General features: G+C 71.9%; 26 protein-coding genes and 1 pseudogene. 16 read left to right on the forward strand and 11 right to left on the reverse strand.

Translation table 11 applies throughout. The features are described 5' to 3' along the window. Positions 1-197 precede the first annotated feature (197 nt). On the reverse strand, positions 198-932 hold the full coding sequence (locus tag AMK31_RS17865; RefSeq protein WP_073941533.1) for a VOC family protein: 735 nt from the start codon (positions 930-932) through the stop codon (positions 198-200). 134 nt (positions 933-1,066) lie between these two features. Here AMK31_RS17865 and AMK31_RS17870 point away from each other — a divergent pair, with 134 nt between their 5' ends. Continuing rightward, positions 1,067-1,702 (forward strand): TetR family transcriptional regulator, encoded by a 636-nt coding sequence (locus AMK31_RS17870; protein ID WP_073941534.1) that lies wholly within the window; start codon positions 1,067-1,069, stop codon positions 1,700-1,702. Between the two features lie 52 nt (positions 1,703-1,754). Here the strand turns inward: AMK31_RS17870 and AMK31_RS17875 are convergent, their stop codons facing one another. Next, positions 1,755-2,207: an Lrp/AsnC family transcriptional regulator gene (locus AMK31_RS17875; RefSeq protein WP_073941797.1), complete on the reverse strand. Its 453-nt coding sequence runs from the start codon at positions 2,205-2,207 to the stop codon at positions 1,755-1,757. Positions 2,208-2,289: 82 nt separating this feature from the next. Here AMK31_RS17875 and AMK31_RS17880 point away from each other — a divergent pair, with 82 nt between their 5' ends. Then, positions 2,290-2,925, forward strand: coding sequence for a LysE family translocator (locus AMK31_RS17880; protein ID WP_073941535.1), 636 nt, complete (start codon positions 2,290-2,292; stop codon positions 2,923-2,925). Positions 2,926-3,260: 335 nt separating this feature from the next. Here the strand turns inward: AMK31_RS17880 and AMK31_RS17885 are convergent, their stop codons facing one another. Beyond that, a complete protein-coding gene (locus AMK31_RS17885) occupies positions 3,261-4,625 on the reverse strand; it encodes an NAD(P)/FAD-dependent oxidoreductase (protein WP_073941536.1) in 1,365 nt (454 codons plus the stop codon). 180 nt (positions 4,626-4,805) lie between these two features. Further along, positions 4,806-5,900, reverse strand: a complete 1,095-nt coding sequence (locus AMK31_RS17890; RefSeq protein ID WP_241842667.1) for a dihydrodipicolinate reductase — start codon at positions 5,898-5,900, stop codon at positions 4,806-4,808. A 352-nt stretch (positions 5,901-6,252) separates the two neighbouring features. Between AMK31_RS17890 and AMK31_RS17900 the strand changes: the two genes are divergently transcribed. Then, complete coding sequence (locus AMK31_RS17900; RefSeq protein ID WP_073941538.1) at positions 6,253-6,915, forward strand: pyridoxine/pyridoxamine 5'-phosphate oxidase; 663 nt, start codon at positions 6,253-6,255, stop codon at positions 6,913-6,915. A 43-nt stretch (positions 6,916-6,958) separates the two neighbouring features. Then, positions 6,959-7,285, forward strand: a complete 327-nt coding sequence (gene cutA / locus AMK31_RS17905; protein ID WP_073941539.1) for a divalent-cation tolerance protein CutA — start codon at positions 6,959-6,961, stop codon at positions 7,283-7,285. Between the two features lie 225 nt (positions 7,286-7,510). Here the strand turns inward: cutA and AMK31_RS17910 are convergent, their stop codons facing one another. Both AMK31_RS17910 and AMK31_RS17915 read right to left on the reverse strand, forming a co-directional pair. Further along, positions 7,511-8,392, reverse strand: coding sequence for a hypothetical protein (locus tag AMK31_RS17910; RefSeq protein WP_338013041.1), 882 nt, complete (start codon positions 8,390-8,392; stop codon positions 7,511-7,513). A gap of 478 nt (positions 8,393-8,870) precedes the next feature. Further along, a complete protein-coding gene (locus AMK31_RS17915) occupies positions 8,871-9,323 on the reverse strand; it encodes a DNA-processing protein DprA (RefSeq protein ID WP_385311203.1) in 453 nt (150 codons plus the stop codon). Between the two features lie 63 nt (positions 9,324-9,386). Here AMK31_RS17915 and AMK31_RS40420 point away from each other — a divergent pair, with 63 nt between their 5' ends. The 6 genes from AMK31_RS40420 to AMK31_RS41590 all read left to right on the forward strand — a co-directional run bounded on the left by AMK31_RS40420 (position 9,387) and on the right by AMK31_RS41590 (position 11,738). After that, complete coding sequence (locus tag AMK31_RS40420; protein ID WP_143204240.1) at positions 9,387-9,578, forward strand: hypothetical protein; 192 nt, start codon at positions 9,387-9,389, stop codon at positions 9,576-9,578. A gap of 353 nt (positions 9,579-9,931) precedes the next feature. Further along, complete coding sequence (locus AMK31_RS17925) at positions 9,932-10,156, forward strand: hypothetical protein (RefSeq protein ID WP_241842681.1); 225 nt, start codon at positions 9,932-9,934, stop codon at positions 10,154-10,156. A 187-nt stretch (positions 10,157-10,343) separates the two neighbouring features. Continuing rightward, the gene (locus AMK31_RS17935; protein WP_079186858.1) at positions 10,344-10,703 is read left to right on the forward strand and encodes a DUF6415 family natural product biosynthesis protein; all 360 of its coding nucleotides are present in this window, start codon (positions 10,344-10,346) and stop codon (positions 10,701-10,703) included. A gap of 84 nt (positions 10,704-10,787) precedes the next feature. Further along, positions 10,788-11,165 (forward strand): hypothetical protein, encoded by a 378-nt coding sequence (locus AMK31_RS17940; protein ID WP_241842668.1) that lies wholly within the window; start codon positions 10,788-10,790, stop codon positions 11,163-11,165. Continuing rightward, positions 11,158-11,544, forward strand: coding sequence for a hypothetical protein (locus AMK31_RS17945; RefSeq protein WP_073941542.1), 387 nt, complete (start codon positions 11,158-11,160; stop codon positions 11,542-11,544). Before AMK31_RS17940 ends, AMK31_RS17945 begins: the two co-directional genes overlap by 8 nt. Further along, on the forward strand, positions 11,541-11,738 hold the full coding sequence (locus tag AMK31_RS41590; protein ID WP_073941543.1) for a hypothetical protein: 198 nt from the start codon (positions 11,541-11,543) through the stop codon (positions 11,736-11,738). The genes AMK31_RS17945 and AMK31_RS41590 overlap by 4 nt, the downstream gene beginning before the upstream one ends. On the opposite strand, the gene AMK31_RS17955 is transcribed toward AMK31_RS41590, so the two are convergent. Together AMK31_RS17955 and AMK31_RS17960 are read right to left on the reverse strand one after the other, a co-directional pair. Then, entirely contained in the window at positions 11,725-12,585 is an 861-nt protein-coding gene (locus tag AMK31_RS17955; protein WP_073941801.1) for a GNAT family N-acetyltransferase, read from the reverse strand. The genes AMK31_RS41590 and AMK31_RS17955 overlap by 14 nt on opposite strands. Before the next feature lie 26 nt (positions 12,586-12,611). Beyond that, entirely contained in the window at positions 12,612-13,211 is a 600-nt protein-coding gene (locus AMK31_RS17960; protein WP_073941544.1) for a GNAT family N-acetyltransferase, read from the reverse strand. Between the two features lie 257 nt (positions 13,212-13,468). Between AMK31_RS17960 and AMK31_RS17965 the strand changes: the two genes are divergently transcribed. The 3 genes and pseudogenes from AMK31_RS17965 to AMK31_RS17975 all read left to right on the forward strand — a co-directional run. Beyond that, entirely contained in the window at positions 13,469-15,058 is a 1,590-nt protein-coding gene (locus AMK31_RS17965; protein WP_073941545.1) for a subtype B tannase, read from the forward strand. Positions 15,059-15,214: 156 nt separating this feature from the next. After that, positions 15,215-16,408, forward strand: a complete 1,194-nt coding sequence (locus AMK31_RS17970; RefSeq protein WP_073941546.1) for a flavin-containing monooxygenase — start codon at positions 15,215-15,217, stop codon at positions 16,406-16,408. A gap of 60 nt (positions 16,409-16,468) precedes the next feature. Beyond that, positions 16,469-16,705 (forward strand): annotated as a pseudogene (locus AMK31_RS17975) (enoyl-CoA hydratase/isomerase family protein); the annotation flags it as partial. A gap of 5 nt (positions 16,706-16,710) precedes the next feature. Here the strand turns inward: AMK31_RS17975 and AMK31_RS17980 are convergent. Then, complete coding sequence (locus AMK31_RS17980; RefSeq protein WP_073941548.1) at positions 16,711-17,589, reverse strand: hypothetical protein; 879 nt, start codon at positions 17,587-17,589, stop codon at positions 16,711-16,713. An 83-nt stretch (positions 17,590-17,672) separates the two neighbouring features. On the opposite strand from AMK31_RS17980, the gene AMK31_RS17985 reads away from it, so the two are divergent. Together AMK31_RS17985 and AMK31_RS17990 are read left to right on the forward strand one after the other, a co-directional pair. Next, entirely contained in the window at positions 17,673-18,275 is a 603-nt protein-coding gene (locus tag AMK31_RS17985; RefSeq protein ID WP_073941549.1) for a flavin reductase family protein, read from the forward strand. Positions 18,276-18,381: 106 nt separating this feature from the next. Further along, the gene (locus tag AMK31_RS17990; protein ID WP_073941550.1) at positions 18,382-19,644 is read left to right on the forward strand and encodes an LPXTG cell wall anchor domain-containing protein; all 1,263 of its coding nucleotides are present in this window, start codon (positions 18,382-18,384) and stop codon (positions 19,642-19,644) included. Positions 19,645-19,678: 34 nt separating this feature from the next. Here the strand turns inward: AMK31_RS17990 and AMK31_RS17995 are convergent, their stop codons facing one another. Continuing rightward, positions 19,679-20,995 (reverse strand): MFS transporter, encoded by a 1,317-nt coding sequence (locus AMK31_RS17995; RefSeq protein WP_073941551.1) that lies wholly within the window; start codon positions 20,993-20,995, stop codon positions 19,679-19,681. 71 nt (positions 20,996-21,066) lie between these two features. Here AMK31_RS17995 and AMK31_RS18000 point away from each other — a divergent pair, with 71 nt between their 5' ends. Beyond that, positions 21,067-22,122 carry a GlxA family transcriptional regulator gene (locus tag AMK31_RS18000; protein WP_073941552.1) on the forward strand — a complete coding sequence of 352 codons (1,056 nt, stop codon included), beginning with the start codon at positions 21,067-21,069 and terminating at the stop codon, positions 22,120-22,122. Here AMK31_RS18000 and AMK31_RS18005 read toward each other — a convergent pair. Beyond that, positions 22,018-23,325, reverse strand: coding sequence for an MFS transporter (locus AMK31_RS18005; protein WP_073941553.1), 1,308 nt, complete (start codon positions 23,323-23,325; stop codon positions 22,018-22,020). The two genes, AMK31_RS18000 and AMK31_RS18005, sit on opposite strands and share 105 nt — an antisense overlap. Between the last annotated feature and the right edge of the window lie 122 nt (positions 23,326-23,447).

A 23,447-nucleotide genomic window follows, 5' to 3' on the forward strand; every position in this document is an offset into this window, starting at 1 on the left:
GCCTGCCACCTCCCCGTACGGGCCGCGTCACCCACATATGTACGCGACCCCGTGCAGCGTCTCACCACCGCACCGCCATGGCGGCACGCACCCCGATTCTTCCTGGCCGGGGCGCTGGTTGCGAACCCGGTGAGAAACGGGGTGTCTCACCTTATATCGCCGCAATCAGGCGGCTGATCAGCGTGGGAGCGGCCTGATCAGCGCTGGAGCAGCGCGAACGAGGCCCCCTGGTCGTCCGTGACGAGGACCACCGTGCCGTACGACGCCTCGAAGGGGCCCGCCTGCACCCGGCCGCCGAGCCGGACCACCTCCGCGAGCGCGGCCTCGCAGTCGTCCACCCGGAAGTGGACGACGAAGTGCGGCGGCATCTGGGCGGGGAAGACGTCGGTGAGCGGGGCGCGGCCGAAGTCGGGCTCGGCCTCCGGTCCGAACAGGGCGTCGTGGAAGAGACCGCCGTAGAAGGTGTTGGCGGCGGCGGTGTCACGGGCGTACAGCTGCGCCCAGACGAACGTGCCGGGTTCGTGGCGGCGCCCGAAGCCGTGGTGGCTGCCGGGCTGCCACAGGCCGAAGACGGCGCCCTCGGGGTCGGTGGCGAGCGCGGCGACGCCGAGTTCGCCGACCGGCATCGGGGCGGTCACGACCTGGCCGCCGGCCGCCAGGATCCGCCGGGACAGGGCCTCGGCGTCCGGGGTGGCGAAGTACACCGTCCACACGGTGGGCAGCCGCCCGTCCGCCTTCTGCGCCAGCGCGGCGACCGGCTCGCCCTCGGAGCGTGCCCGGACCGTGCCGCCGTACGACTCCTCGAAGGTCCACCCGAAGAGATCACCGTAGAACCGCTTGCCCGCCTCCACGTCGGCGAGCTGGGCGTCCACCCAGCAGGGGACGCCCTCCGGGTACGCCTCTTCACGAGCAGATGCCCTGTTTTCGGCCATGCAGTCAAACTAACGGCGACTTGCGCACCCCGCCCACCAGGGACACCACGCTCCGATCTCCCTCGCACCCCATTTGCAGTCGGCCGAATCGCGCTCCCATCACCCCTCGGTAAGCTGACGACATGACAGGACAAGTGCGTACCGTCGACGGCCGGGTGGCCGGTCGGCGTGGGCAGGCGACCCGGCAGAAGCTGCTCGACTGCCTCAGCGAGATGCTCAGCTCCTCCCCCTACCGGGACGTCAAGGTCATCGATGTCGCCCGGAAGGCGGGGACTTCGCCCGCGACCTTCTACCAGTACTTCCCGGACGTCGAGGGCGCCGTCCTGGAGATCGCCGAGCAAATGGCCGCCGAGAGCGCCGGGTTGACCGAGCTGGTCGAGGGACGCAACTGGGTCGGCAAGGCGGGCTGGCAGACCGCGCAGGAACTCGTCGACGGCTTCCTGGAGTTCTGGCGCCGCAACGACGCGATCCTGCGCGTGGTCGACCTCGGCGCGGCCGAGGGCGACAAGCGCTTCTACAAGCTCCGCATGAAGATCCTGAACTCGGTGAACAACTCCCTCGCGGACGCGGTCACCCAGCTCCAGGCCAAGGGCAAGGTCGACAAGGACGTGAACCCGGCCGCGATCGCCGGCTCGATCGTCGCCATGCTCGCCGCGGTCGCCTCGCACCAGAAGGGCTTCACGTCCTGGGGTGTGAAGCAGGCCGAACTCAAGCCGAATCTCGCCCTGTTGGTCCACCTGGGCATCACGGGCAAGAAGCCCACGAAGTAACCCGGCCGCACCCCCACGTCTTGTCAGGCGCCCGGAAGGGGCGCGGGGGAAGCTACGCCGGCAGCGGCCGGTCCTTCACCACGTGCTTCATCACCAGCGTGGACGTCAGCCGCTGCACACCCGGCAGCGTCGCCAGCCGCTCGTCGTAGAGCCGCTGGAAGGCGGCGAGGTCGGCGGTGGCCACCCGCAGCAGATAGTCCGGGTCGCCGAAGAGCCGCTGTGCCTCCAGTACGTGTTCCACCTCGCTGACCGCCCGCTCGAACTCGGCGACGGTGTCCCGGTCCTCCTGGCGCATGGAGACGAAGACCAGCGCCTCGAAGGTCAGCCCGACGGCCGCGGGCTCCACGACGGCCCGGTAGCCGCTGATCGCCCCCGCCCGCTCCAGCTCGCGCAGCCGCCGGTGGCAGGGCGAGACGCTGAGCCGCACCCGCCCGGCCAGCTCGGTCACGGTCAGCCGCCCGTCCTGCTGCAGCTCGGCAAGAATCTTCCGGTCCACGTCGTCCATGAGGGAAATCTTGCCCCAGAGTGCGAGTGACCGGGAAAAGATCGGGAACACTTTCGGGCCATTCCCGCCTAATCTCGCCGGCATGGACACCGGAACGCTGCTCTCCTTCCTCGCCCTGGACCTGCTGCTGGTCTGCGTACCGGGCGCCGACTGGGCGTTCGCGATCTCCGCCGGACTGCGCGACCGCTCCCCCGTCCCGGCGGTCGCGGGCCTGGTCACCGGCTACGCCCTGCACACCGTCCTCGCGGCGGCGGGCCTCGCCGTACTGGTCGCGGGGTCGCCCGCGCTGCTCACCGCGCTGACGGTGGCGGGGGCGGCGTATCTGGTGTGGCTGGGCTGGGGCGTGCTGCGGCGGCCGGGCGTACCGGGCGCGCAGGGCACGGCGGGCACGGAGCCGGTCACGACGAGCAGTCGCCGGGTCTTCCTGCGGGGCGCGGCGATCAGCGGCCTCAACCCGAAGGGCCTGCTGCTGTACCTGTCCGTCCTGCCGCAGTTCCTCACCCTGGAGGGCGCCCACCTGCCCGTGCCGGTGCAGACCACCGCGCTCGGCCTGCTGCACATGGCGGCGTGCGCCGCCGTCTACCTCACGGTCGGCCTGCTGGCCCGCGCGGTCCTCGGCGCCCGCCCGGCCGCCGCCCGCGCGGTCACCCGGACGTCCGGGGCGGCGATGCTGGGGATCGGCGCGTTTTTGCTGGTGCAGCGGCTGGCGACGTTCTAGGGGGTGTCTCGTCGATCAGGCCGGATCAGGGAGCGGCGTCTGGTGCCGTGCATCGCAAGGCGGAGGAGGGAGCCGATGCGATGGGGGTCCCCCCTGCTCGAGCGGAGCCGAGAGCTTGGGGGAATCGGGGACCGACGACAACGCGGCGAGGCGCGGTGCCAGGCGCCGCGAGCCCGGCATGATCGGCGAGACACCCCCTAGGTTCTGTCGTCGAATGTCAGACCCGCATCAGGAGTGGTGCGAGGGCGACGGCTGCTTCGTAGGACTCGGCGGTCTTGTCGTAGCGGGTGGCGATCCCGCACCACGCCGTCACGGATCAGGCGGCACCCAAACCTTCAGGAGTCCCCGCGCCTGCCACGACGGCGCGCCCGCCGGGCCAGCGTCCTGCTGCCGTTGAAGAAGTCGTTGAACCGGTCCAGCCCCCAGATGGCCCGGAGGACGAACGGCTGCATCAGCAGCGACATCGACGGCGAGTACTTCGAGGCGTCCGACCAGATGCCGGCGAGGTCCTCCGGCATCTCACCGTCGACGATGTAGTCGGCGAGCTGATGGGTCACGTACGGCACCTGGCAGAGGCCGTGGCCGTTGCAGGCCATCGCGTAGAAGACGTTGTCGCCCACCTGCCCGGCGACCGACAGCCAGTCCGGGCTGATGCCGATCCAACCGCCCCAGGCCCGCTCGATGGCCACGTCGGACAGCGACGGGAACCGGTTGGCCAGATCCTTCCCCATGTCCCTCACGACCTCGGGGTCCGGGAGCCGGTCCGGGAGCGGGTAGGTCCGGCCTCGCTGCGCCCGGCGGACCCCGCAGACGATGGTGTTGCGCTCGGTGAGCCGGTAATGGGTCATCAACTGGTGCTGGGTGATGATGCCGGACCGACTGGTCCAGCCGAGCGCGGCGAGCCGTTCCGGCGCGATGGGTTCCGACTCGATCTCGATGACGTACAGAGGCGTCGCGAGGTTCTTGGGCGTGATGTCCCACTCGCCGCCGTAGACGCTGGTTGCGAGCAGCACCTTGCCGGCCCGCACGGTGCCGTGCGGTGTCGTGATCTCGACGGTGCTGCCGGTCCGCCGGACATCGCTCACCCGCGTCTGCTCGAAGACCCTGGCCGAGGAGGCGAGCAGCGCGCGACGCACACCGCGAGCGAGCTTGCCCGGGTTCAGCATCCCGCCGATGGATTCCCGCATACCGCCCACGAAGCCGGCGGGGAGACCGAGTTCCTCTCTGCTGCCGACGGTCCCGTGCCCACCGAAGGCGTGCAGGATCGCCGCCTGAGTGCGCACCCTGAGCATCATGAGGGGTGAGACCGCACCCCACACCAGGCCGTTCGGCACGTAGTCGCAGTCGATGTCGTGCGTCTTGATGAGGTTCTCCACATAGTGGCCCGCGTGCTCCGCCAGTCTGGCCATGACCGGCATCTTCTTCGGGGACTGGAGGCTGAGCATCCGGAGGTCGCCACCCGGCGCCCCGGCGATCTGACCGCCGTTGCGCGAGGCCGAGCCGTAGCCGCAGAACTCGGCCTCCAGCAGAACCACGTCCTGGTCGCGCTCCGCGAGGCGCAGGGCAGCCGCCATGCCACCCATGCCGCCGCCGATGACGGCGATGTCACAGGTGAGATCGCCGTCCAGCGCGGGCCGCACGTCATCCGGCCGGTCGATCCAGCCGGTGAAGTTGCTGTATTTCGTGCCGTCGGTCCTCATGCTGTCCTGATCTCCTTTCAGGTGGGGCGTCTGCCCTAAGTCATGCTTCGCGTCAAGACCTGCTCGGCACGCGCCGCAAAGCCCTCGTTCCCGTCCAGCAGATCAACCGCGACAGGCGTCTCTTCGGCGAGATGTGTGAAGACGGCGAGCAGGAGGTCCTCTGTCTTCCGTGTCTCCGTCTCAGTTCTGAGGAGTGGTGGCCCCGAGCGGGGCCCGGGCTGCTCGTCGCTCTCCCTTGGCCGCGATCGCACGGGCCGGGAGGTCTCCCATCGACAGGAGACCGGGAGGCGCCTCGACGACCGCAGCGGCGGAGTTGACCGCCGCCGCGATCGTGCTGAGGAAGGAATCGAAGCCCACGGAGGAACGAAGGTCGATGACCTGCTCCTCTCCGACGATCCGGTAGTCGTCGCCCGCGGCCACCTCATCGGCCGGCTCGAAGAACCCGAACGTGATCTCCAGGTCGATCACCGCTTCGCCTTTGAGCACGCCGCGGGCGGCATGAGTGACGGCCGAGATCTGTCCCGGTTCGATACGCAGGTGGTCCCCGACGCGCGGCGAGGTCGTCACGACGGCGGGTTCGACCTCTCCCACGTCCACCGAGTCGAGGTCCCATCCGAGCCCCGCCGCGAGCGCTCCGATGGCCTGCACGAAGCCGTAGTGGCCGACGACCTCGCCCCGGCTGCGAGCCTTCTCGAACTCCTCTGTGGTCAGACCGAGGCCGAACTTCGACAGGATCGCGCTGTAGCGTGACATGTTCGTCCGTCGGCGGATGCGCACACTCACCACGCGCTGGGTCAGTGCGGTCAGCAGGAGAGGAAGGGTGTCCATCAGGATGCCCGGGTTCGCCCCGCTGCCCAGGACGGTCACGCCATGTGCCTTCGCCGTGTCGTCGAGCCGTCGGGCCAGGTCAGGGTGGCTCTGCCATGGATGGGCGAGCTCTTCGCAGATGCTCAGGACGTTGTACGAACGCTCCAGCAGTGGCAGCAGGACGTCGGCCACCCTGTGCAGATCCGAGACGGTCGCCACGATCGCGAGGTCGGCGGCGGGCAGGTCGGCCGGGTCGCTCACGATGACGACACCGTTCGCGGCGCCACCGAGGAGCACTCCGAGGTCCTGACCCACCACGCCGGGGTCCTGGTCCATCGCTCCGACGATCTCCACGTCCGCGCGTTGCAGCAAGGAAGAAGCGATGGCCCGGCCAGTGGCACCGAGACCCACCATGACGGTCTGATTACTCAACATCACTCCCCTAGGCGTCCCGGTCGGCACGCCCACGACACGGTGCTCAGTGAAACTGAACTTCGCCTGCGGCGGTCATCTCGTATCTCACTGTCGCCAGCCACGGCCGCGGCGAGAACGACACTGAGCACCTGCTTTCCCTGAGGACGGTGCACGGTGCACAGGCCGGTCGTGTCCTTGCGCTCATACGCCGCCATCACGGCTGCGGTGTGGGACGCCGTCGAGAAGTTCGACGTGGCGATCATCTCCGGGCCGCCCAGGCGAGAGCCGATGCGGCTGGTGACATCGAGTGGCTCGTCGCGGTCGACTCGACCGTCGTGCAATCCCGGAACGGGCGGCCCGGCAGGATATGGGAAGGGATTGAACGGGCCCGGCGGATACTCGGGGCATGGCAACGGATCTTCACGAACTCCTGAGGTCACTGCGGGTCTGGGACGTCGACCTGCCCTCCTTCGACCCGTCCACGGCCCCCGACACCCCGCTCCCCCTCTTCACGGCCTGGTTCGCGGAGGCGGTGGCGGCAGGGCAGGTGGAGCCGCACACCATGTCCCTGGCCACCACCGACGAACAGGGCCTGCCGGACGTCCGTACGGTGATGCTGCACGGCGCCGACGAGGAGTACGGCTGGACCTTCGCCACCCACGCCGGCAGCCGCAAGGGCCGCCACCTCGCCGCCCGCCCCTACGCCGCGCTCGGCTTCTACTGGCCCGCGCAGGGCCGCCAGATCCGCATCCGGGGCCCCGTCACCACCGCCGCGCCCGAGGAGTCCCAGGGAGACCTGCACGCCCGCTCCACAGGCGCCCTCGCCGCGGCCCTCACCGGCAGGCAGAGCGAGGAACTGGGCTCCCTGCGGGAGCTGGCCTCGGCGTCCGAGGAAGCCTGGGACCGAGCCCAGCGAGAGCCGGAGGCCCCCGTCCCGAGCTGGACGCTCTACCGCCTCCAGCCCGACGAGGTGGAGTTCTTCCAGGGGGACGCGCGGCGCAGGCATGTGCGGTTGGTGTACCGGCGGAGTGGGGACGGGGGGTGGAGTCGGGGGTTGTTGTGGCCGTGAGGAGAGGGCCAGACTTGGCGGTGACTGACTTAGGTTCTTGCGCATGGCTGACGTCTTGCAGGTGTCTACAGCAACTCCGTCGCGAGAGCAGGCGGTTGAGCTGGCTCGGTCCGTGGTGAGCGAGCGGTTGGCGGCGGGCGCCCAGATCGTCGGGCCGGTGATCTCTGCCTTCTGGCACGACGGCGAATTCGGAACAGGGGAGGAGTGGCAACTGCTGCTCAAGACCACCCGCGCCCGGTACCCGGAACTGGAGGCGCATCTGCTCAAGCACCACCCCTGGCGCAATCCTGAGGTCGCAGCCGTGCCGATCGTGGAAGGATCAGCGTCCTGCCTCGACTGGGTCACGGCCAACACGCAGCCCGATCAGTAGGGCTCAGGCCGCGTGCGCCCTCTCCAGGAGCTGCGCCACCCGAGGCAGTGAGCGGTGCTCGGCGAGCCGCGTCAGGACAGGGGCAAGGCGCTCCCGCGGTCGTACTGATGCGACCCCGACCGAGAGATCGAGAGCGTGGTCTGTCGCGGCGGCTGCCTGTTCGACCTCGTCGGTGTGAGGATAGGACGTGGCTCCCAGACCTCGCAGGCGGCTGACGTCCCTACCTCAGGCGCCGAGTGCATCCATGAGGTGGTCGTCGAGGTCTGCCACCCAGTCCTCCCGCCGCCAGGGCCTCAGCTCCTGCCGCGCCCTCCTGAGGCGCAGCGCCGGCACCCGTCCGCCCGTGCTGGACGCAGCGTCCACGCATTCGTGCAGCAGATCGGCGGCAGCCTGCGGTTCACCGAGCCGGATGCGAGCGAGCGCCTGGTCGGTCTTGACGATCGCCCGCTGCACACGATCCCTGGGAGCCGACAGCGTGGACGCCGACCGGGCGAACCGGTCATGCGCCTCCGACGGGTCGCCGACGTACAGCTCACATACGCCTTCGAAACCGCGCAGGTGACCCGGAGAGAAGCCCGTCGGCGCAGGGTCGCCCGTGTGATCGGCTTCCATGTCGTACCAGGCCAGCCCGAGCGCGTCCTGAGCTTGCCGCTTGTATCCGGCGCGTGCTGCCAGCTCCGCTTGGAGAGCGTGAGCGCGGGCCCGCACCAATGGGCTCTGCCCGGTGCGTGCGGCGCGGACGGCTTCGTCGACCAGGCGGCGCGCTTCGTCGAGCCCCTGCCGGGAGTACAAGTTCGTCAGCGCGTGGCTCATGTGGACGCTGGCTTGCCGCCACGGCTCAGCGAGCTGACCCGCCTCCTGCGACGCCTCGGCGTACAGGGCGCGCGAGGCGGTGTCGTCTCGCGTCTCGAATGCCAACCGCCCGGCGAGTGCGATCCCGGTGACTGCCACGTCACGCAGTTCCGGCATGAGCGGTTCCGGCACGGGTCCTTCGAGGAGGCGTCGCGCGGCCTCCACCGCTGGGGCGAGTAGCAGCTGGAGTCGCACCATCGGCAGCGAGCCAACCTCGGCGTTGACGTCGGCGATGACGGACGCGAGTCCGGACAAGGCTGTTCATCGGTACGTGACGGGTCGTGCAGAGCGGCGGCCAGACTGGCGTGGACGCAAGGGGCGAGGAGCGCGAGCATGCCGCCACCGGCGTCGGTCGCCGCGCGCAGCACAGTGGTGCGTAATCCGGCGATGCACTGCTCGCTCTGCCCGAGGAGTCCGAGCGCGTCGAGGTACTGAGCGAAGTCGGAGCCGGCGCCGAGCGCCAGGTCGCCACCCGGTGTGTGTGCGTAGAGATGGGCGAGGAGGAGCTGGTACCGCTCGTCGGGCATGGTCGGCTTGGCGGCCTCCCAGCGGGCTACGGACCGTTGCACGCTAGCCGCTGCGGGTAACGGCGGCTGGTGCAAGCCTTCGGCGATCGCGATGAGGGCGCGGGCGAACGCGGCGAGGGACAAGCCGCGCCGCTTCCGCAGTTGCTTGAGCACTGCCGCCCCTGCGGCCCTGTCATCCATACGGCCCATGGTGCAACGCGGAGCCGTCACACGGGCACGATCAGGCGGGGCTTCCCCTGATCAGCTGTGTAGTTGAGGGTCTGCCAGGTACCCGAGGCGGGCTCGTCGCCCTTGGGAAAACCGATCGTCATGCTGCTGTGGTCGACCATCCACCGGTTTCGCGCGTGGTAGGCCGGTGACCCAAGCTCCCGCGCTTTGAGTTCGACGATCTCGTTGATGCGGTCGCGGACGCGGGCGATCGCCTGCCTGGCCTCGGCCGGTTGCTGATCCACCGTACCGGGGGTGACAACGGTGATGTCGGCCGTCGTGTTGTCGGCGGCCCACAGCAGAGCGAGGGAGTCGATGCCCTTGGCTCCGCCGATGTAGAAGTGAGCGCCGTCGGCGAACGGGCGCAGGTAGTCGGCGAACAGGGCCGCATACTCCTCAAGGCTTTGGTGCCCAGTACTGCGGGTGCCTGTGATCGTCACAGCGCGACTCAAGATCAACTCCGTGTCATGGGTTGTCAGATCCCGCTGAATGGCGGTGGTTGGGATCGTCTGCGTGTGGACACCGACGACCGTCTCCAAGCCCTCAACTTTGGACTCTCCGAGGAAATTCTCGCGGCCGACAACAGCTACGTCACCTCGTTCGGCTACGACACCGGAGAGCCCGGAGGCGAACGGGAGTGGGCCGAGCGCAGTAGGGACTACTTCAGCTGTGACGACTCGGCGTCCCAGATCGCGCCTTCCCCGTGACCGCGCACAACGGTCCGGGGGCGTGGCCAACACTCCTGAGGAGCGTCGACATTGGCTTTCCTACCACAGGCACTGGAATGGGTAAGAGCGTTTCTGTTCGGACCCCGGGTCCCGGGTCGGCACCGCCGCACCGCCACACCCCGCGTGGTGCTCTCCGCCTCGGCTCCACAGCCGTCGCCGGATGTCCGGGGCGCGCGGCTCATCGCCACCCGCAGTCACCATGGGGAGCAGCACGTCCCAACCGCACGCCAGCCCTGGGACCACGCAGGCGTCCTTGTCCGGCCCTACGTGGCGTGCCTGGGCGCGGACATCTACGCCGGCGCCCAGACGGGCCTGTTCGGGGGTGAGCAGTGGTGGTGACCTACCGGCCCGGCCCCGGAGACCTGGTCGAGGACACCGGCGCAGGGAAGATCGGCAAGGTGATGGGCTTCGTCGGCCCCTACGTGCAGCTGCGGCTGGTAGGCGGTGGCACCGAATGGGACGCGGAGCCGGACAAGCTACGGCCGGTCACGGCCGAGGAAGCGCTCAGCGCCGGCGTATCGGTGGCCAACGCGCGGTCGCGAGGTGAGCTGTCGTGACGCTCGGCACCCGCCCCTCACCGACCGGCACACTGTCGGCGGAATGCACGCTGGCGCTACGGCCGGACTACCCGGACATGCACAGCAAGTGCTCACGGACCAGGGACATTCCGCTGCCCCACTCCCACGGCATCCTGCTCGTGCACCGGTGTGGCTGCTCCTGCCACGCGAGAGCGGGAGGTATCCGGTGAGCGCGGCCGCCGCCACCCCACCGGTGGACATCGCGACGATGCGCGAGACCACCGGCCGGGTGATCGGTCCGGGCGCACAGCCGCCGACCGGCGAGGACCTGGACACATTGACCACGGCCCTGCGCGGCCACATGGAACTGCTCATCCCCGAGGTCGAGCAGGCCGCCCGGAAGCTGCCCAGGTACTACCCGCCCCGAGACGGCGCGCTGGCCTGCGTGTGGTCGGCACGCCACAAGCTGAGCGCTGCTGCGGTCCCCGGACCGGATGCGGGGGCAGCTGACGCCCGGGAGCTCGCCCACACGCTCACCGCCCTCTGCGACCGCTACGAAGACCTGCGGCCGCCCGCCCCGGCGTAAGGACGACCCCACGGCGACCGCAGTGCTCGCGGCGCACCTTGGGGCGCGTGGATGGGAGGGGCGGCTGATGATCGGGGAGGCGCGGTGAGCCACAGCGCCCACCTGTTCCAGGCGCAGGTGCCCAAGGTTGCGGACGTGCGCGCGGTCGCCGTCGGCGAGCGGGTGTTCAGCGCCCTGATCACCGCACCGCCCGGGGTCGTGGACTGGTGGGCCGAGCACCAGCGCCTCACCTGTGAGCCGGTCGCCTGCCCGGACGGGATGCGTGAGGCGCTGGTGCGGTTCCTCGCCGACGTCGGCCTGGGCTTCGGCGCCTTCGACTTCGCCGTGACCGCGGACGGTGCATGGTGGTTCCTGGAGTGCAACCCGAACGGCCAGTGGGCCTGGCTCGAAGATGCGGCCGGACTGCCGATCACCACCGCAATCGCAGCCATGTTGGAGAACGGAGCGATCCCGCGTGACTGACCCCCTGGCGTCGGAACACCTCCGGGCCGACCTCGCACGGCGCCTGACCAAGTCAGGTGTCCTGCGCAGCCCGGAGTGGGAAGCGGCCCTCCTGTCCGTACACCGGGAGGCGTTCCTCGCGCGCGGCTGGTTCGAGTACGAGGAGGGCGGCTGGTATCGCCCGGCAGTGCGGGGCGCTGCGTCCGGTCTCGCGCGGATCTACGAAGACGACACCCGCGTGACGCAGGTGGCCGGGAGCGTCTTCCCCGACCAGATCGAGGGGCGTATCGCCACGGCCCCGTCCTCGTCGTCCACCCTGCCGAGCCTGGTCGTGCGGATGCTGGAACAGCTGCGGGTGGCTGAGGGGGCACGCGTCTTGGCCGCACCGAACACGTCGTGATCGACGTGGACACGGAGTCATGGGCGGTCGTCTTCCAGGACGGCGGCCGGTGGATGGTGCGGCAGCGCGGCGTGGGGCGCCGGTGGGACCAGATCACCGAGCGTGTCACGCAGTGGCAGACGGACGGGAGCCCACCGGCCGACCGTATGCGGCTGTACGTCGGACCGGGCGGGCAGCGCCTCAGCTGGACGTGACCGTCGGCCAGACGAAGTCGTACACCGCGAAGTCCGCCACAGCCCGGTACCCGATCCGCTGATACAGCCCGTTGCTCGTGCGGTTGGCCAGGTCGGTGAAGAGCAGTACCTCCCGCGCCCCCTGGGCCCGCGCGGCCCGGCTCACCTCCGCTGTCACCGCGCCCGCGTAGCCGTGGCCGCGCAGGGGCTCGGGGGTGTAAACGGGGGCCACCCTGACCTGCCCGGCGACCATCGGGAGGAGGCCGGCCAGGGAGACGGGGGTGCCGTCGGGGGTCTCCCAGAAGGTGACGCCGCCGTGGGCGATACGGGCGTCGGCCCAGGCGCCCGGGTCCCGGCCGGGGCTGCCGCCGGTGGTGGCGTGGAACTCGGCGTACCAGCGGGCGACTTGCTCGCGGTCCCCGGCCGTGGCGACTCGCGGGCGGCCGGGCGGTGCCGGGTGCGGGACGGTGAGGGTGTCGAGGCGGTACAGGCGCTTGCGTTCGACGAGGTCCGCCAGGACGCCGGTACGGCGGTGCCAGGCGCCGGCGAAGGCGGCGGCGGTGGCGTGGTCGGTGAAGACGCCGGGCAGCGGGCGGCCCTCGTCGGCGAGGTGCGCGGCGAGCGCGTCGGCGCCGGTGGGGCCGAGGGCGGTGAGGTAGGGGCGGTGCGGCGGGGTGCGGAAGCAGGCTGCGCGGACGGCGCCGTCCTGCTGCAGAACGCCGAAGACGGGGGGCTCGTCGCCGTAGAGGCCGAGGCCGTCGCGGCGCAGGGCGTCGGTCACCGTGAGGGGGACGGTGTGGAGGGCGGGCCGGGAACGCAGGAAGGTCTCGGCGCGGTGCAGGAACGTACCCAGGTCGCTGGTGAACATCCAGGTGAGGGCCGTCGGTGTGCGCGTCACGGCGCGACGTCCGCCGCGTCCGTCGCCAGCCGGGCGTGCAGGTGGACGTCGCGGAAGGCGTCCTGCCGCTCCGCCTCCCACATCGCGTCGCGCAGAGTCCCCTCGTACCGGAAGCCGCAGCGTTCGGCGATCCGGCAGGACGCGTCGTGGCCGAGGGCGTGTCCGAGTTCCAGCCGGTGCAGGCCGAGGCCGGTGAACGCCCAGTGCGTGGCGAGGGCGAGGGCGCGGGCGGCGACGCCCCGGCCGCGGGCCTCGGGGAGCACCCAGTAGCCGACGCGGGCGAGACGCAGGCCTCGGTTGATCTCGTTGACGCCGATGTGGCCGAGGGCCGTACCCGTGGTCTCGTCGGCCACCCGGAAGGACAGCGAGGTGCCGTCGGCGATGTCCCGCGCCTTCGAGCGGAGCGACTTCCGCGCGCTGTCGCGGTCCGTGACCAGGACGAGCGGGGTGTTCCAGCGCCGGAACTCCGGGTCGGACAGTCCGCGCAGCCAGGCTTCCACGTCCGCGTCGGAGTCCGGGTCCCACGGGCCGAGGCGCAGTCCGTGCCCGGACAGCTCGGGGAGGGGGGTGTGGGAGCGCTCACGTATGTGCACCATCGGGCCATTGAACCGCGTGGCCCGTGGGTTCACGTTGGTTCACGCGGATTTTCCGGCCGCCCGGAACACCGGCACCCCGTCCCGGAAGTCGGTCTCCAGCGCAGACCTGTGCGGCCGCCACCCGAGCTGTGCATCACCCATGAATCCCCGGGATTGTTGGCAATTTTGTCGCCACTCCCGCTACGTTCGCAGTCGCAAGCCCACAACCGAGGGAGTCGACCGTGAAGCACCGGGCAGTCAAGCGCAGGAGCGTCGTCATGGGGATCGGAGCCGCCGCCGGCGTCGCGGCGGTGGGGGGCGTCGCCCTCAACGCGCAGGCTTCGGGCACGTCCGCGTCAGCGGCCTCGGGCTCGGACGCCCTGCGCTTCGACCCCGACGGGTACACGAAGCTGACCACCACCATCACCGACGCCGACGGCACCGACCACGACGTCACCTACCACTTCTGGAAGGCCGTCACCTACGTCGCCAAGCCCGTCGACGCGGCCTACCAGTGCCTGAACGTCAGCGTCCCCGTCGAGATCGACGGCAAGGCGGTGGACGCGAGCGGCGCCCCGATCCTGTTCGCCAACTCCGTCGGCGGCTACATGCCCTCCTCCGTCGCGGAGGCCACCGGCGTCGGGGGCGGCGGGATGACCGGAGCGCCGGGCGGCGGGGCGAGCGCGTCACCGTCCACGGGGACCGGCAGCGGCGAGGTCGCCTCCGGCGGCAACGCGATGGTGAACGGCCGGGGCCGGATGGTCAGCCTGCCCAAGCTCGCCCTGGCGGCCGGCTACGTCGTCGTGGAGCCCGGCGCCCGCGGCCGCACCTTGAAGAACTCCGCCGGCGAGTACTACGGCACCGCCCCCGCCGCGATCGTCGACCTGAAGGCGGCCGTGCGCTACGTCCGCGCCAACAAGGGCCGTATCCCCGGCGACGTGGACCGGATCGTCTCCTCCGGCACCAGCGCGGGCGGCGCGCTGTCCTCGCTGCTCGGCGCGTCCGGCGACAGCCCCCTGTACGAGAAGTACCTGAAGGAGATAGGCGCCGCCGACGCCTCCGACGCGATCTTCGCGACCGGCGCCTGGTGCCCGATCACCGACCTGGAGCACGCCGACGGCGCCTACGAGTGGAACTGGGGCAGCAACGCCACCGGCGGCGGCACCCAGGTCGACCAGACGGTCTCCAAGGAGCTGCGGAGCCAGTTCGCCGAGTACCAGGCCTCCCTGAAGCTGAAGGGCCTCGGCGGCTTCGGCACGCTCACCGCCCGCAACTACGACACGTACCTGCTCAAGCAGTACATGGAGCCGTCGGCCACCACGTACCTCGCCGCACTCTCGGACGCCGACCGCGAGGCGTACCTGGCGAAGAACACGTTCATCAGTTGGAACGGCAAGAAGGCCACCTTCAGCTGGGCCGGCTTCCTCGCCCACGTCGGCGCCCGGAAGAAGTCCGTGCCCGCGTTCGACGCCTTCGACCTCTCCACGGGCGAGAACAACCTGTTCGGCAAGGACACCACGCAGGCCCGGCACTTCACGGCGTACGGCCTGAAGCACGACAGCACCGGCGCCGACGGCACCCGGGTCGACGCCGACATCCCCGAGAAGCTGCGCCTGATGAACCCGATGCACTTCCTCGCCGGGAAGGCCAACCCGCACCGCACCAAGCACTGGTGGATCCGTCTCGGCACCAACGACTCCGACACCTCGCACACGGTCTCCGCCAACCTCGCCGCCGCGGCCGCCGGTCTCGGCGACGACGTCAGCCACCTCTACTACTGGGACGAGGGGCACGGCGCGAACACCGACGCCGGGGACTTCATCGCATGGATCGCCAAGGTGTCCGGCTACAAGAAGCGCGTGAAGTAACTCCGCGCCCCCCCTGGACGCGACCCCCGGTTCTCCGTCATGACGCCGGGGGTCGCTCACACCCGGCCACGTTCTCCGCTCATCCGTGATCGATCCGCAACCAATTCCGGTCTTGACCGAGACCCATCAACCGGGCATGTGATTACGCTCCCGAACATGCCCGACCTCACCGCACCCGCCCAGCCCGCTCCCGACCTCCGCCCGGTCTACGTCATCGGCGGCGGCCCCGGCGGTCTCGCCGCCGCGTACGCGCTGCGCGCGAAGGGCATACGGGCCGTCGTGCTGGAGAAGTCCGACCGTGTCGGCGCGTCCTGGCGGCGCCACTACGACCGGCTCCGGCTGCACACGACCCGCCGTGCGTCCGCCCTCCCCGGGCTGGCGATACCGCGCCGCTTCGGCCGCTGGGTCGCCCGCGACAACGTGGTCCGGTACCTGGAGAAGTACGCCGAGCACCACCGGCTGGAGATCGTCACCGGCGTCGAGGTCACCCGCGTCGACCGCTCCCCCGACGGCACCGGCTGGCTGCTGCACGCCACCGGCGGCCGGGAGCTGACCGGCGCCGCGGTGGTCGTCGCGACCGGCTACAACCACACCCCGCACATCCCCGACTGGCCGGGCCTCGCCGAGTACGGCGGCGACTTCCGGCACGCCCGCGACTACCGCAACCCCGAGCCCTACGCCGGCCGTGACGTCCTCGTCGTCGGCATCGGCAACACCGGCGCCGAGATCGCCGTCGACCTCGTCGAGGGCGGGGCCTCCCGGGTGCGGCTGGCCGTGCGCACCGCCCCGCACATCTTCCGCCGGACCACCGCCGGCTGGCCCACCCAGTACAACGGCATCCTCATCCGCCGGCTCCCGGTGCGCCTGGTCGACGTACTGGCCCGCCCGCTGGCCCGGCTGAGCGTGCCCGACCTGTCGGCGCACGGCCTGCCCCGCCCCGACACCGGCCTGTACAGCCGGCAGCGTGAGGGGGCCGTGCCGGTCCAGGACGTGGGCCTGATCGACGCGGTCCGCAGGGGCCGGGTGGAGATCGTCGCCGCCGTGGACTCCTTCGAGGACGGCAAGGTCGTCCTCGCCGACGGCACCCGCGTCGGCCCGGACGCGGTGATCGCCGCCACCGGATACGTCCGCGCCCTGGAAGGGCTCGTCGGCCACCTCGACGTGCTCGACGAGCGCGGCAGACCGGTGGTCCACGGCGGCCGGACCCCGGACCACGCCCACGGGCTGTTCTTCACCGGCTTCACCAACCCGATCAGCGGCATGTTCCGGGAGCTGGCGATCGACGCGGAGAAGATCGCGAAGGCGGTAGCCCGGACGTGCGGGGAGCGGGTGTCCGGGCTGCCGGGGTAAGCGGCCCTCGGCCCGACCGCTGCCCGGGAACGTCCGAGGCCGCTCCGACGAGCTCCTGATGCCCCGTCAGTTCAGTTCTTCGGCGACGCGTTGTCCACCCCGGACGCGGAACGGCTGGGGCTGGTCAACAGGGTCGTCCCGGACGCCGAGCCGGCGCAGACGGCCCGCGAGTGGGCCGGACGCCTCGCCGCGGGGCCCACCCGTGCCCTCGCCCTCACCAATACGGGGACGGCGGACGCCCGGGAGGGCCTGGCGGTGTTCGGGGAGCGGCGGGACGCGGCGTTCCGGGGCCGGTGAGGGCGTCAGTCCCGTTCGAGAACGCGCAGGTCACCGGAGTCGGGGTCGCCGAACAGCACGAACAGCTCCGGTTCGTCCTCGGTGCCGGAGGCCGACCAGAAGGTGGCCGTGCAGCCGCCGCTCAAGGACACGCCGGTGCGGCCGTCCCGGGTGCCGGCCGTCCAGGTGCCGGTGTGGGTGCCGCGGCAGGTGGCGGCCTCCCAGCCGTCGGGGTCCGGCACCGGTACGTCCATCAGCACGGCCCGCCCGCCCGGCAGCAGCCGCAGCTCCGCCCCGTCCTCCCCGTGCCAGACGCCGGTCAGCTGCTCCCGGGTGAGCCTCGGCGGCTCGTACTCCTTCAGCAGCCCGGTGACCGTGGCCAGCACACCGCCCAGGAAGACCAGCAGGAACAGACCCAACGACACGGACGCCAGCCTGAACCAGCGGCCCAGGCATCCCGACGACGGGCCGGTGACGCCGGCCTTCCGCCGGGCGAGCCCGACCCACAGCACCGGCCACACACCGAGGCCCGCGCACCACAGCGCGGTCGTCGCGTAGGGCCAGTCCCAGGCCATGGCGGGCACCGCCGCCCACAGCCCGCCGACGAGCGTGCCGCCCGCCAGCCGCCAGGCCCACAGCGTCCGGCCGGGGAACCTCCGCGCGAGCGGCTGGACCAGCGCCCAGCCCGGCAGGAGGTGCAGCACCGAGTGGAGCAGGCCGAGGACCGGCAGCACGAGCGGCAGGAAGAGGCACAGGCAGAGGACGCCGAAGGCGCCGCCGTACCCGACTCCGTAGTCGTCCTCGTTGAACGTCCCGAACCACCACACCAGGAACGCCGCCGGCAGCTGCGCCGCGCTCCCGGCCGCCGCGGCGTCCAGATCCCGCCGTATGTCTCCCCACGCCATGCGCCGGAGCGTACGCCGGGGTGTTTCCGCTGCTCGCGGCGCCCTTCATATCTGGCGCCCCGTCAGCTTCGCTGGGAGGCGTGATGGGACACGCAGGCATGGCGGCCGCCGCCGTCCGTTACCTCGGGTCGGCCGGCACACATCCCGTGGAGCCCTTGCCGCGCCCGGAGTTGCGGGCCGTCCGGGAGGGCGAGCGGGCCCCCGTGGACCCGGCCGGATTCCGCCGCGTCCTCGGGAACTTCGCGACCGGCGTCACCGTCGTCACGGCACCGGCCGTGACCCAGGGCGCCGACGACGGCTCCCCCGCCGGCTTCGCCTGCCAGTCCTTCTCCGCCCTCTGCCTCGACCCGCCCCTCGTCGCCTTCATGGTCGGCCGTACGTCCACGACCTGGCCGCGCATCGCCCGCGCCGGCGTCTTCTGCGTGAACGTCCTGGCCGCCCACCAGGGCGGGCTGTGCCGCGCGTTCGCGGTGTCCGGCGCGGACAAGTCCGCGGGCGTCGCCCACGACGCGGCACCCGTCTCCGGTTCGCCGCGCCTCGCGGGCGTCCTCGCGTGGATCGACTGCACCGTCCACGCGGTGCACACGGGCGGCGACCACCTCATCGTGGTCGGCCGGGTGGACGCGCTGGGCACGGACGACGAGGAGGCGGCGCCGCTGCTGTTCCACAAGGGGCGGTTCCTGTGACGGAAGTGGGCCGGCGGTACAACCCCAGGGGCCTCTCGGGTGTCCAGGACATGACCGGTCGGCCAACCGGCCGGTCGTGTCCTTCCTGCCCCACCAAGGAGACTCCGTGCGTCAGCACACCCGTACCGCGACGGCCGTCGCGACCGCCGTGGCGCTCGCCGCCGCCGTTCCCGCACTGCTCGCCCCCACCGCGCACGCGGACGAGACGGACGGGGCCGCGCCCGACCTGTCCATCTCGCACCTGGTCAGCGGCCCGCTCAAGCCCGGTGCGGTGTTCGACGACACCGTCAGCATCAGCAACCGCGGCACGGCTCCCGCGAACGGCGTCTTCTTCCAGGTGCGGCTGACCCGTGGCCTCGACTTCCCGGAGCCGGTGGCGGGCTGCACCTACACCACCGACGAGCAGCAGGTCCGCAAGGCGCTGTGCAAGCTGGACACGGTCGTCGAGCCCGGCGCCACCATCACCACGCCGGTGCGGTTCAAGGCGCTGCCCCACGCCCTGATGGAAGCTGTCGAGTACGGCACCTCTCCCACCGGTGAGGCGCCGAGCGGCCAGTTCGACGACGCGTACGACCGGATGACCCTGACCGCCGACAGCTCCGCCGACCTGGTCGCGGTCGGCGACCGCGCCGAGGCAGCCCCCGGCGACACGGTGACCGTCGAGGCCACCCTGCGCAACGACGGCCCGGGCTGGGTGCAGAACCAGGTGAGCGACGACCTGCCGGGCCTCAAGGTGCAGATCCCGCCGGGCACGGTCGCCGTCGAGGTGCCCGAGGAGTGCTCGCCGTTCCACATCGACGGCCCGAGCGGCCCGTCGAAGCCGGGCAAGGCCGAGTACGTCTGCTGGCCGAAGGACGCCACCCTCGACGTCGGCGAGACGCACGCCTACGCGTTCGAGCTGAAGGTGAAGGACGGCGCGAAGGACACCAAGGGCGAGGTGCGGGCCAGCTCGATCTACGACATCACGCCGGAGTACGACGAACGCCTCGGCAACAACACGGCGTTCCTGCGCGTCGACGTGACCGGCGACGACGACGGCGCGTCCACCGGCGGCTCCGGCGACACGGGCGGCGACGGCAACGACCCGGAGGGCCAGGCCGCGGGCGGCACGGGCACGTCGGGCTCGACCGGTTCGACCGGCTCCGGCGGCTCGGCGGGCACGCCGGGCTCCACCGGCTCGACGGGCTCCACGGGCGCCACGGCGGCCGGCACCACCACCGGCGGTTCCAGCACCAACGGCGGCAGCCTGGCGAGCACCGGCTCCGACGGCACCCCGCTCCTCGCGGGCGCCGCGGCGGCCGCGGCGGCGGTCGGCGGCCTGCTGGTGCTGGCCGTGCGCCGCCGCCGGGCGGACGCCGAGTCCGCCTGACCCGCCTTCCGCCACCCCCTCGCGGCCGTCCGGCTCAGGCCGCCGCGAGGGGCGCGGCGGCCGGCCGGTGCCGGATCACCAGGGCCATCAGCGCCGCCGCCGCGCACAGCGCGCCGGACGCGTACCAGACCATGTCGTACGTGCCGAAGACGTCGCGGGCGACGCCGCCGAGGAAGGCGACCAGCGCGGCGCCGACCTGGTGGGAGGCCAGCACCCAGCCGAAGACGATCGCGCTGTCCTCGCCGTAGTGCTCGCGGCACAGGGCGACGGTGGGTGGGACGGTGGCGACCCAGTCGAGGCCGTAGAAGACGATGAAGAAGATCATCGGCGGCTGCACGGACGGGCCCAGCAGCATCGGCAGGAAGAGCAGCGAGACGCCTCGCAGGGCGTAGTAGACCGCCAGCAGGCGGCGCGCGTCGAAGCGGTCGGTGAACCAGCCGGAGGCGATCGTGCCGACCACGTCGAAGACCCCGATCACCGCGAGCAGCGAGGCCGCGGCCTGGACGGGCATGTGTTCGTCGTGGGCGGCGGGCACGAAGTGGGTCTGGATCAGGCCGTTGGTGGAGGCCCCGCAGATCGCGAAGGTGCCGGCCAGCAGCCAGAACGGGCCCGTGCGGGCGGCCTTGAAGAGGACGGTGACCGCGCGGCGGGCGGCGCCCGGCACGGGCGCGGGCTTGGGCACGAACTCCTTCGCGCCGTACGGCTTCAGGCCCACGTCGGCCGGGTGGTCGCGCAGTAGCAGCCACACGAACGGGACGACGACGAGCGCGGCGAGGGCGACGGTGACGGCGGCCGGGCGCCACTTGTGGGTCTCGACGATCCAGGACAGCAGCGGCAGGAAGATCAGCTGCCCGGAGGCGGACGCGGCGGTGAGGATGCCGGTGACCAGGCCGCGGCGTTCGGTGAACCAGCGGTTGGTGACGGTGGCGGCGAAGGCCAGTGCCATCGAGCCCGAGCCCAGTCCGACGAGCAGTCCCCAGCAGAGCAGCAGCTGCCAGGCGGCCGTCATCCACACGGTGAGCCCGGAGCCCAGCGCGATCACCACGAGCGCGGCCGCGACCACCCGCCGAATACCGAAGCGGTCCATCAGGGCGGCCGCGAACGGCGCGGTGAGGCCGTAGAGGGCGAGGTTGACGGAGACGGCGGCGCCGATCGTGCCGCGTGACCAGCCGTACTCCTGGTGCAGGGGGTCGATGAGCAGGCCCGGCAGGGAGCGGAAGGCGGCGGCGCCGATGATCGTCACGAAGGTGACGGCGGCGACGAACCAGGCGCGGTGGACACGGCGGGACCGGGCGGGACGGGAGCCCTTCGGGGTGTCGTCGACGGCGGTCGCATCGGTTGTCTGGGTCACGACATCGAGCTTCCGGTAGCGGTCCGGTCCGATCGAGTGGCCCGAGGGACAGCGTTCGCTAGGATCGGGCCATGACCCGTGAGCCGAGCACCGAACCGGACGGCGCCCCCGAGTTCCGCCCGCACCGCGTCGTGGTCCTCGCCCTGGACGGGCTGCTCCCCTTCGAGCTGGGCATCCCGCACCGCATCTTCAGCCGTCCCCGGGACGCGCTCGGGCGGCACCTGTACGAGGTCGTCACCTGCTCGGTGCGGCCGCCGGGCCCGGTCGAGACGGACGCCGACTTCGCCGTGCAGATCGCCCACGGCCCGGAGGCCCTGGCCACCGCCGACACGGTGATCGTCCCCGCGTCGTACGAACTCGGCCCGCTCTACGACGACGGCGTGCTGACCGGGGAACTGGCCGCCGCCCTCGCGCACATCCGCCCCGGCACCCGGCTCGCCTCCATCTGCACCGGCGTCTACGTCCTCGCCGCCGCCGGCTACCTGGACGGCCGCCCGGCCACCACCCACTGGGCCGACGCGGAACGCTTCCAGCGGATGTTCCCCCGGATCAAGGTCGACGCGGACGTGCTGTTCATCGACGACGGCGACGTCCTGACCTCCGCCGGGGTCGCCGCCGGCATCGACCTGTGCCTGCACATCGTGCGCCGCGACCACGGCACGGCCGTCGCCAACGAGGTGGCCCGGCGCACGGTCGTCCCGCCGCACCGCGACGGCGGCCAGGCCCAGTACATCCAGCGCCCGGTGCCCCACCCGCAGCAGGCCACCACGACCACGGCCCGCGCCTGGGCGCTCGGCCGTCTCCACGAGCCGATCCAGCTGCGGGACATGGCCGAGCAGGAGGCCATGTCGGTGCGCACCTTCACCCGCCGCTTCCGCGAGGAGACCGGCGTCAGCCCCGGCCAGTGGCTCACCCAGCAGCGCGTCGAACACGCCCGCCATCTGCTGGAGTCCACCGACCTGTCGGTCGACCAGGTCGCCCGGGACGCGGGCTTCGGCACCGCCCAGTCGATGCGCCAGCACCTACAGGCCGCGCTCGGCGTCACCCCCACCGCCTACCGCCGGACCTTCCGGGCGGGCGGCGACGGCGCCGGAGGCCGCCGCGGCGGCACCGCCACGCGCGGGTGACTTCGCGGACGACGTCCCGGCCGCCGGCGGCTCGGCGGTACGCCGGCCCAGCCGCCCCTCGCCCCAGGCGCCCACGGCCACCATCGCCAGCGTCAGCACCACCCCGGCCAGGATCGCCCGGTCCGGGGTGGTCACCTCCAGCAGGGCGCCCGCCGCGGACCCGGTGACCGCGTACCCGGCGCTCGCCGCCGCGTACATCACGGAGTAGCCCGCGGCGAGCGCGCTCGACGGAAGGACCTCCTGGAGGGCCAGGTTCCGGGTGATGATCGCGCCCGCCTGGAGCACGCCCGCGGCGGTCAGCGCGAGAGCGATCCCGGCGGTGTCCGGTATCAGCGCGACCAGCGTCGCGCACGCGGACACCCCGCCCATCAGCACCACGCTGCGGGTGCGCAGCCGGCCCGGCCAGGACCGCGCCCCGTACAGGAAGGCGCCCACCGCCGAGCCGAGCGCGAACAGGCTGAGCAGCGGCCCCGACCAGCCGACGCCGATCGACCGCTGTTCGAGCAGCGCGGGCAGCAGGAGCTCGGCGAGGGCGAGCAGGGAGATGCTGGCCGCTCCGGTGACGTACACCGGCCAGGCCCCGCCGAGCAGCCGGAGCATGGACCGGCCCTCGACGGCGGACTCCTCCACGTCCCAGCCCTCCGGCAGCAGCCACAGCCCGGCGGCGGACGCCAGCACCAGTCCGGCCGCGAGCAGCGGCGGCACCCACGGCGCCACGCCCAGCGCCAGCCCGGTGACGAGGGCTGGGGAAACGGCCCAGATCCCGGACATCAGCATCGACTCGACGGACAGGGCCTGCGCCACGGCGTGCTTGGGCACGAGGCGTCCGGTGAGCATCGACCGCAGTCCGCCGGCCGACGCGGCGGGCGCGGACCCGGCGAGGAAGGCGCACCCGGCCAGCAGCCAGGCGGGCGCCCCCGGCAGCACCCCCAGTCCGGCGAACCCGACCGCCCCGACGACCAGCCCCGCGCTCATCTGCCGCCGCGCCCGCTCGGGCCGCACCCGCATGCCGAGCAGCGGCGCCCCGACGATCTCCCCGAGCACATAGGCCGCGGCGAGCAGCGCGCCCAGCGAGTACCCGCCGGGCCGCTCCCGGACGAGGAACACCACGGCCAGCGGGGCCATGGCCACCGGCATCCGGGCGGCGACGGCCACGAGGGACCAGGTCAGAACGGGCCGGGTGGCCAGGTCGCGATAGGTCATGCGGCAGACGCTAGGCGGCGGCACCGACAACTCCCACCGGATTTCCCCGCCCTGTGGACAACTCCGGCCAACACCGCACGACCGAACGCGAGTTCGCCTCAGAAGGTCGGCACCGCCCGTGC

The sequence above is a fragment of the Streptomyces sp. TSRI0107 genome, assembly GCF_001905845.1.
GTDB lineage: Bacteria > Actinomycetota > Actinomycetes > Streptomycetales > Streptomycetaceae > Streptomyces.

Bases quoted from the DNA above. Each gene is read 5' to 3' on its own strand.
- AMK31_RS17865 (WP_073941533.1), bottom strand. From the start codon at position 932: ATGGCCGAAAACAGGGCATCTGCTCGTGAAGAGGCGTACCCGGAGGGC.
- AMK31_RS17875 (WP_073941797.1), bottom strand. From the start codon at position 2,207: ATGGACGACGTGGACCGGAAGATTCTTGCCGAGCTGCAGCAGGACGGG.
- AMK31_RS17880 (WP_073941535.1), top strand. From the start codon at position 2,290: ATGGACACCGGAACGCTGCTCTCCTTCCTCGCCCTGGACCTGCTGCTG.
- AMK31_RS17885 (WP_073941536.1), bottom strand. From the start codon at position 4,625: ATGAGGACCGACGGCACGAAATACAGCAACTTCACCGGCTGGATCGAC.
- AMK31_RS17900 (WP_073941538.1), top strand. From the start codon at position 6,253: ATGGCAACGGATCTTCACGAACTCCTGAGGTCACTGCGGGTCTGGGAC.
- cutA (WP_073941539.1), top strand. From the start codon at position 6,959: ATGGCTGACGTCTTGCAGGTGTCTACAGCAACTCCGTCGCGAGAGCAG.
- AMK31_RS17955 (WP_073941801.1), bottom strand. From the start codon at position 12,585: ATGTTCACCAGCGACCTGGGTACGTTCCTGCACCGCGCCGAGACCTTC.
- AMK31_RS17960 (WP_073941544.1), bottom strand. From the start codon at position 13,211: ATGGTGCACATACGTGAGCGCTCCCACACCCCCCTCCCCGAGCTGTCC.
- AMK31_RS17965 (WP_073941545.1), top strand. From the start codon at position 13,469: ATGGGGATCGGAGCCGCCGCCGGCGTCGCGGCGGTGGGGGGCGTCGCC.
- AMK31_RS17970 (WP_073941546.1), top strand. From the start codon at position 15,215: ATGCCCGACCTCACCGCACCCGCCCAGCCCGCTCCCGACCTCCGCCCG.
- AMK31_RS17980 (WP_073941548.1), bottom strand. From the start codon at position 17,589: ATGGCGTGGGGAGACATACGGCGGGATCTGGACGCCGCGGCGGCCGGG.
- AMK31_RS17985 (WP_073941549.1), top strand. From the start codon at position 17,673: ATGGGACACGCAGGCATGGCGGCCGCCGCCGTCCGTTACCTCGGGTCG.
- AMK31_RS18000 (WP_073941552.1), top strand. From the start codon at position 21,067: ATGACCCGTGAGCCGAGCACCGAACCGGACGGCGCCCCCGAGTTCCGC.
- AMK31_RS18005 (WP_073941553.1), bottom strand. From the start codon at position 23,325: ATGACCTATCGCGACCTGGCCACCCGGCCCGTTCTGACCTGGTCCCTC.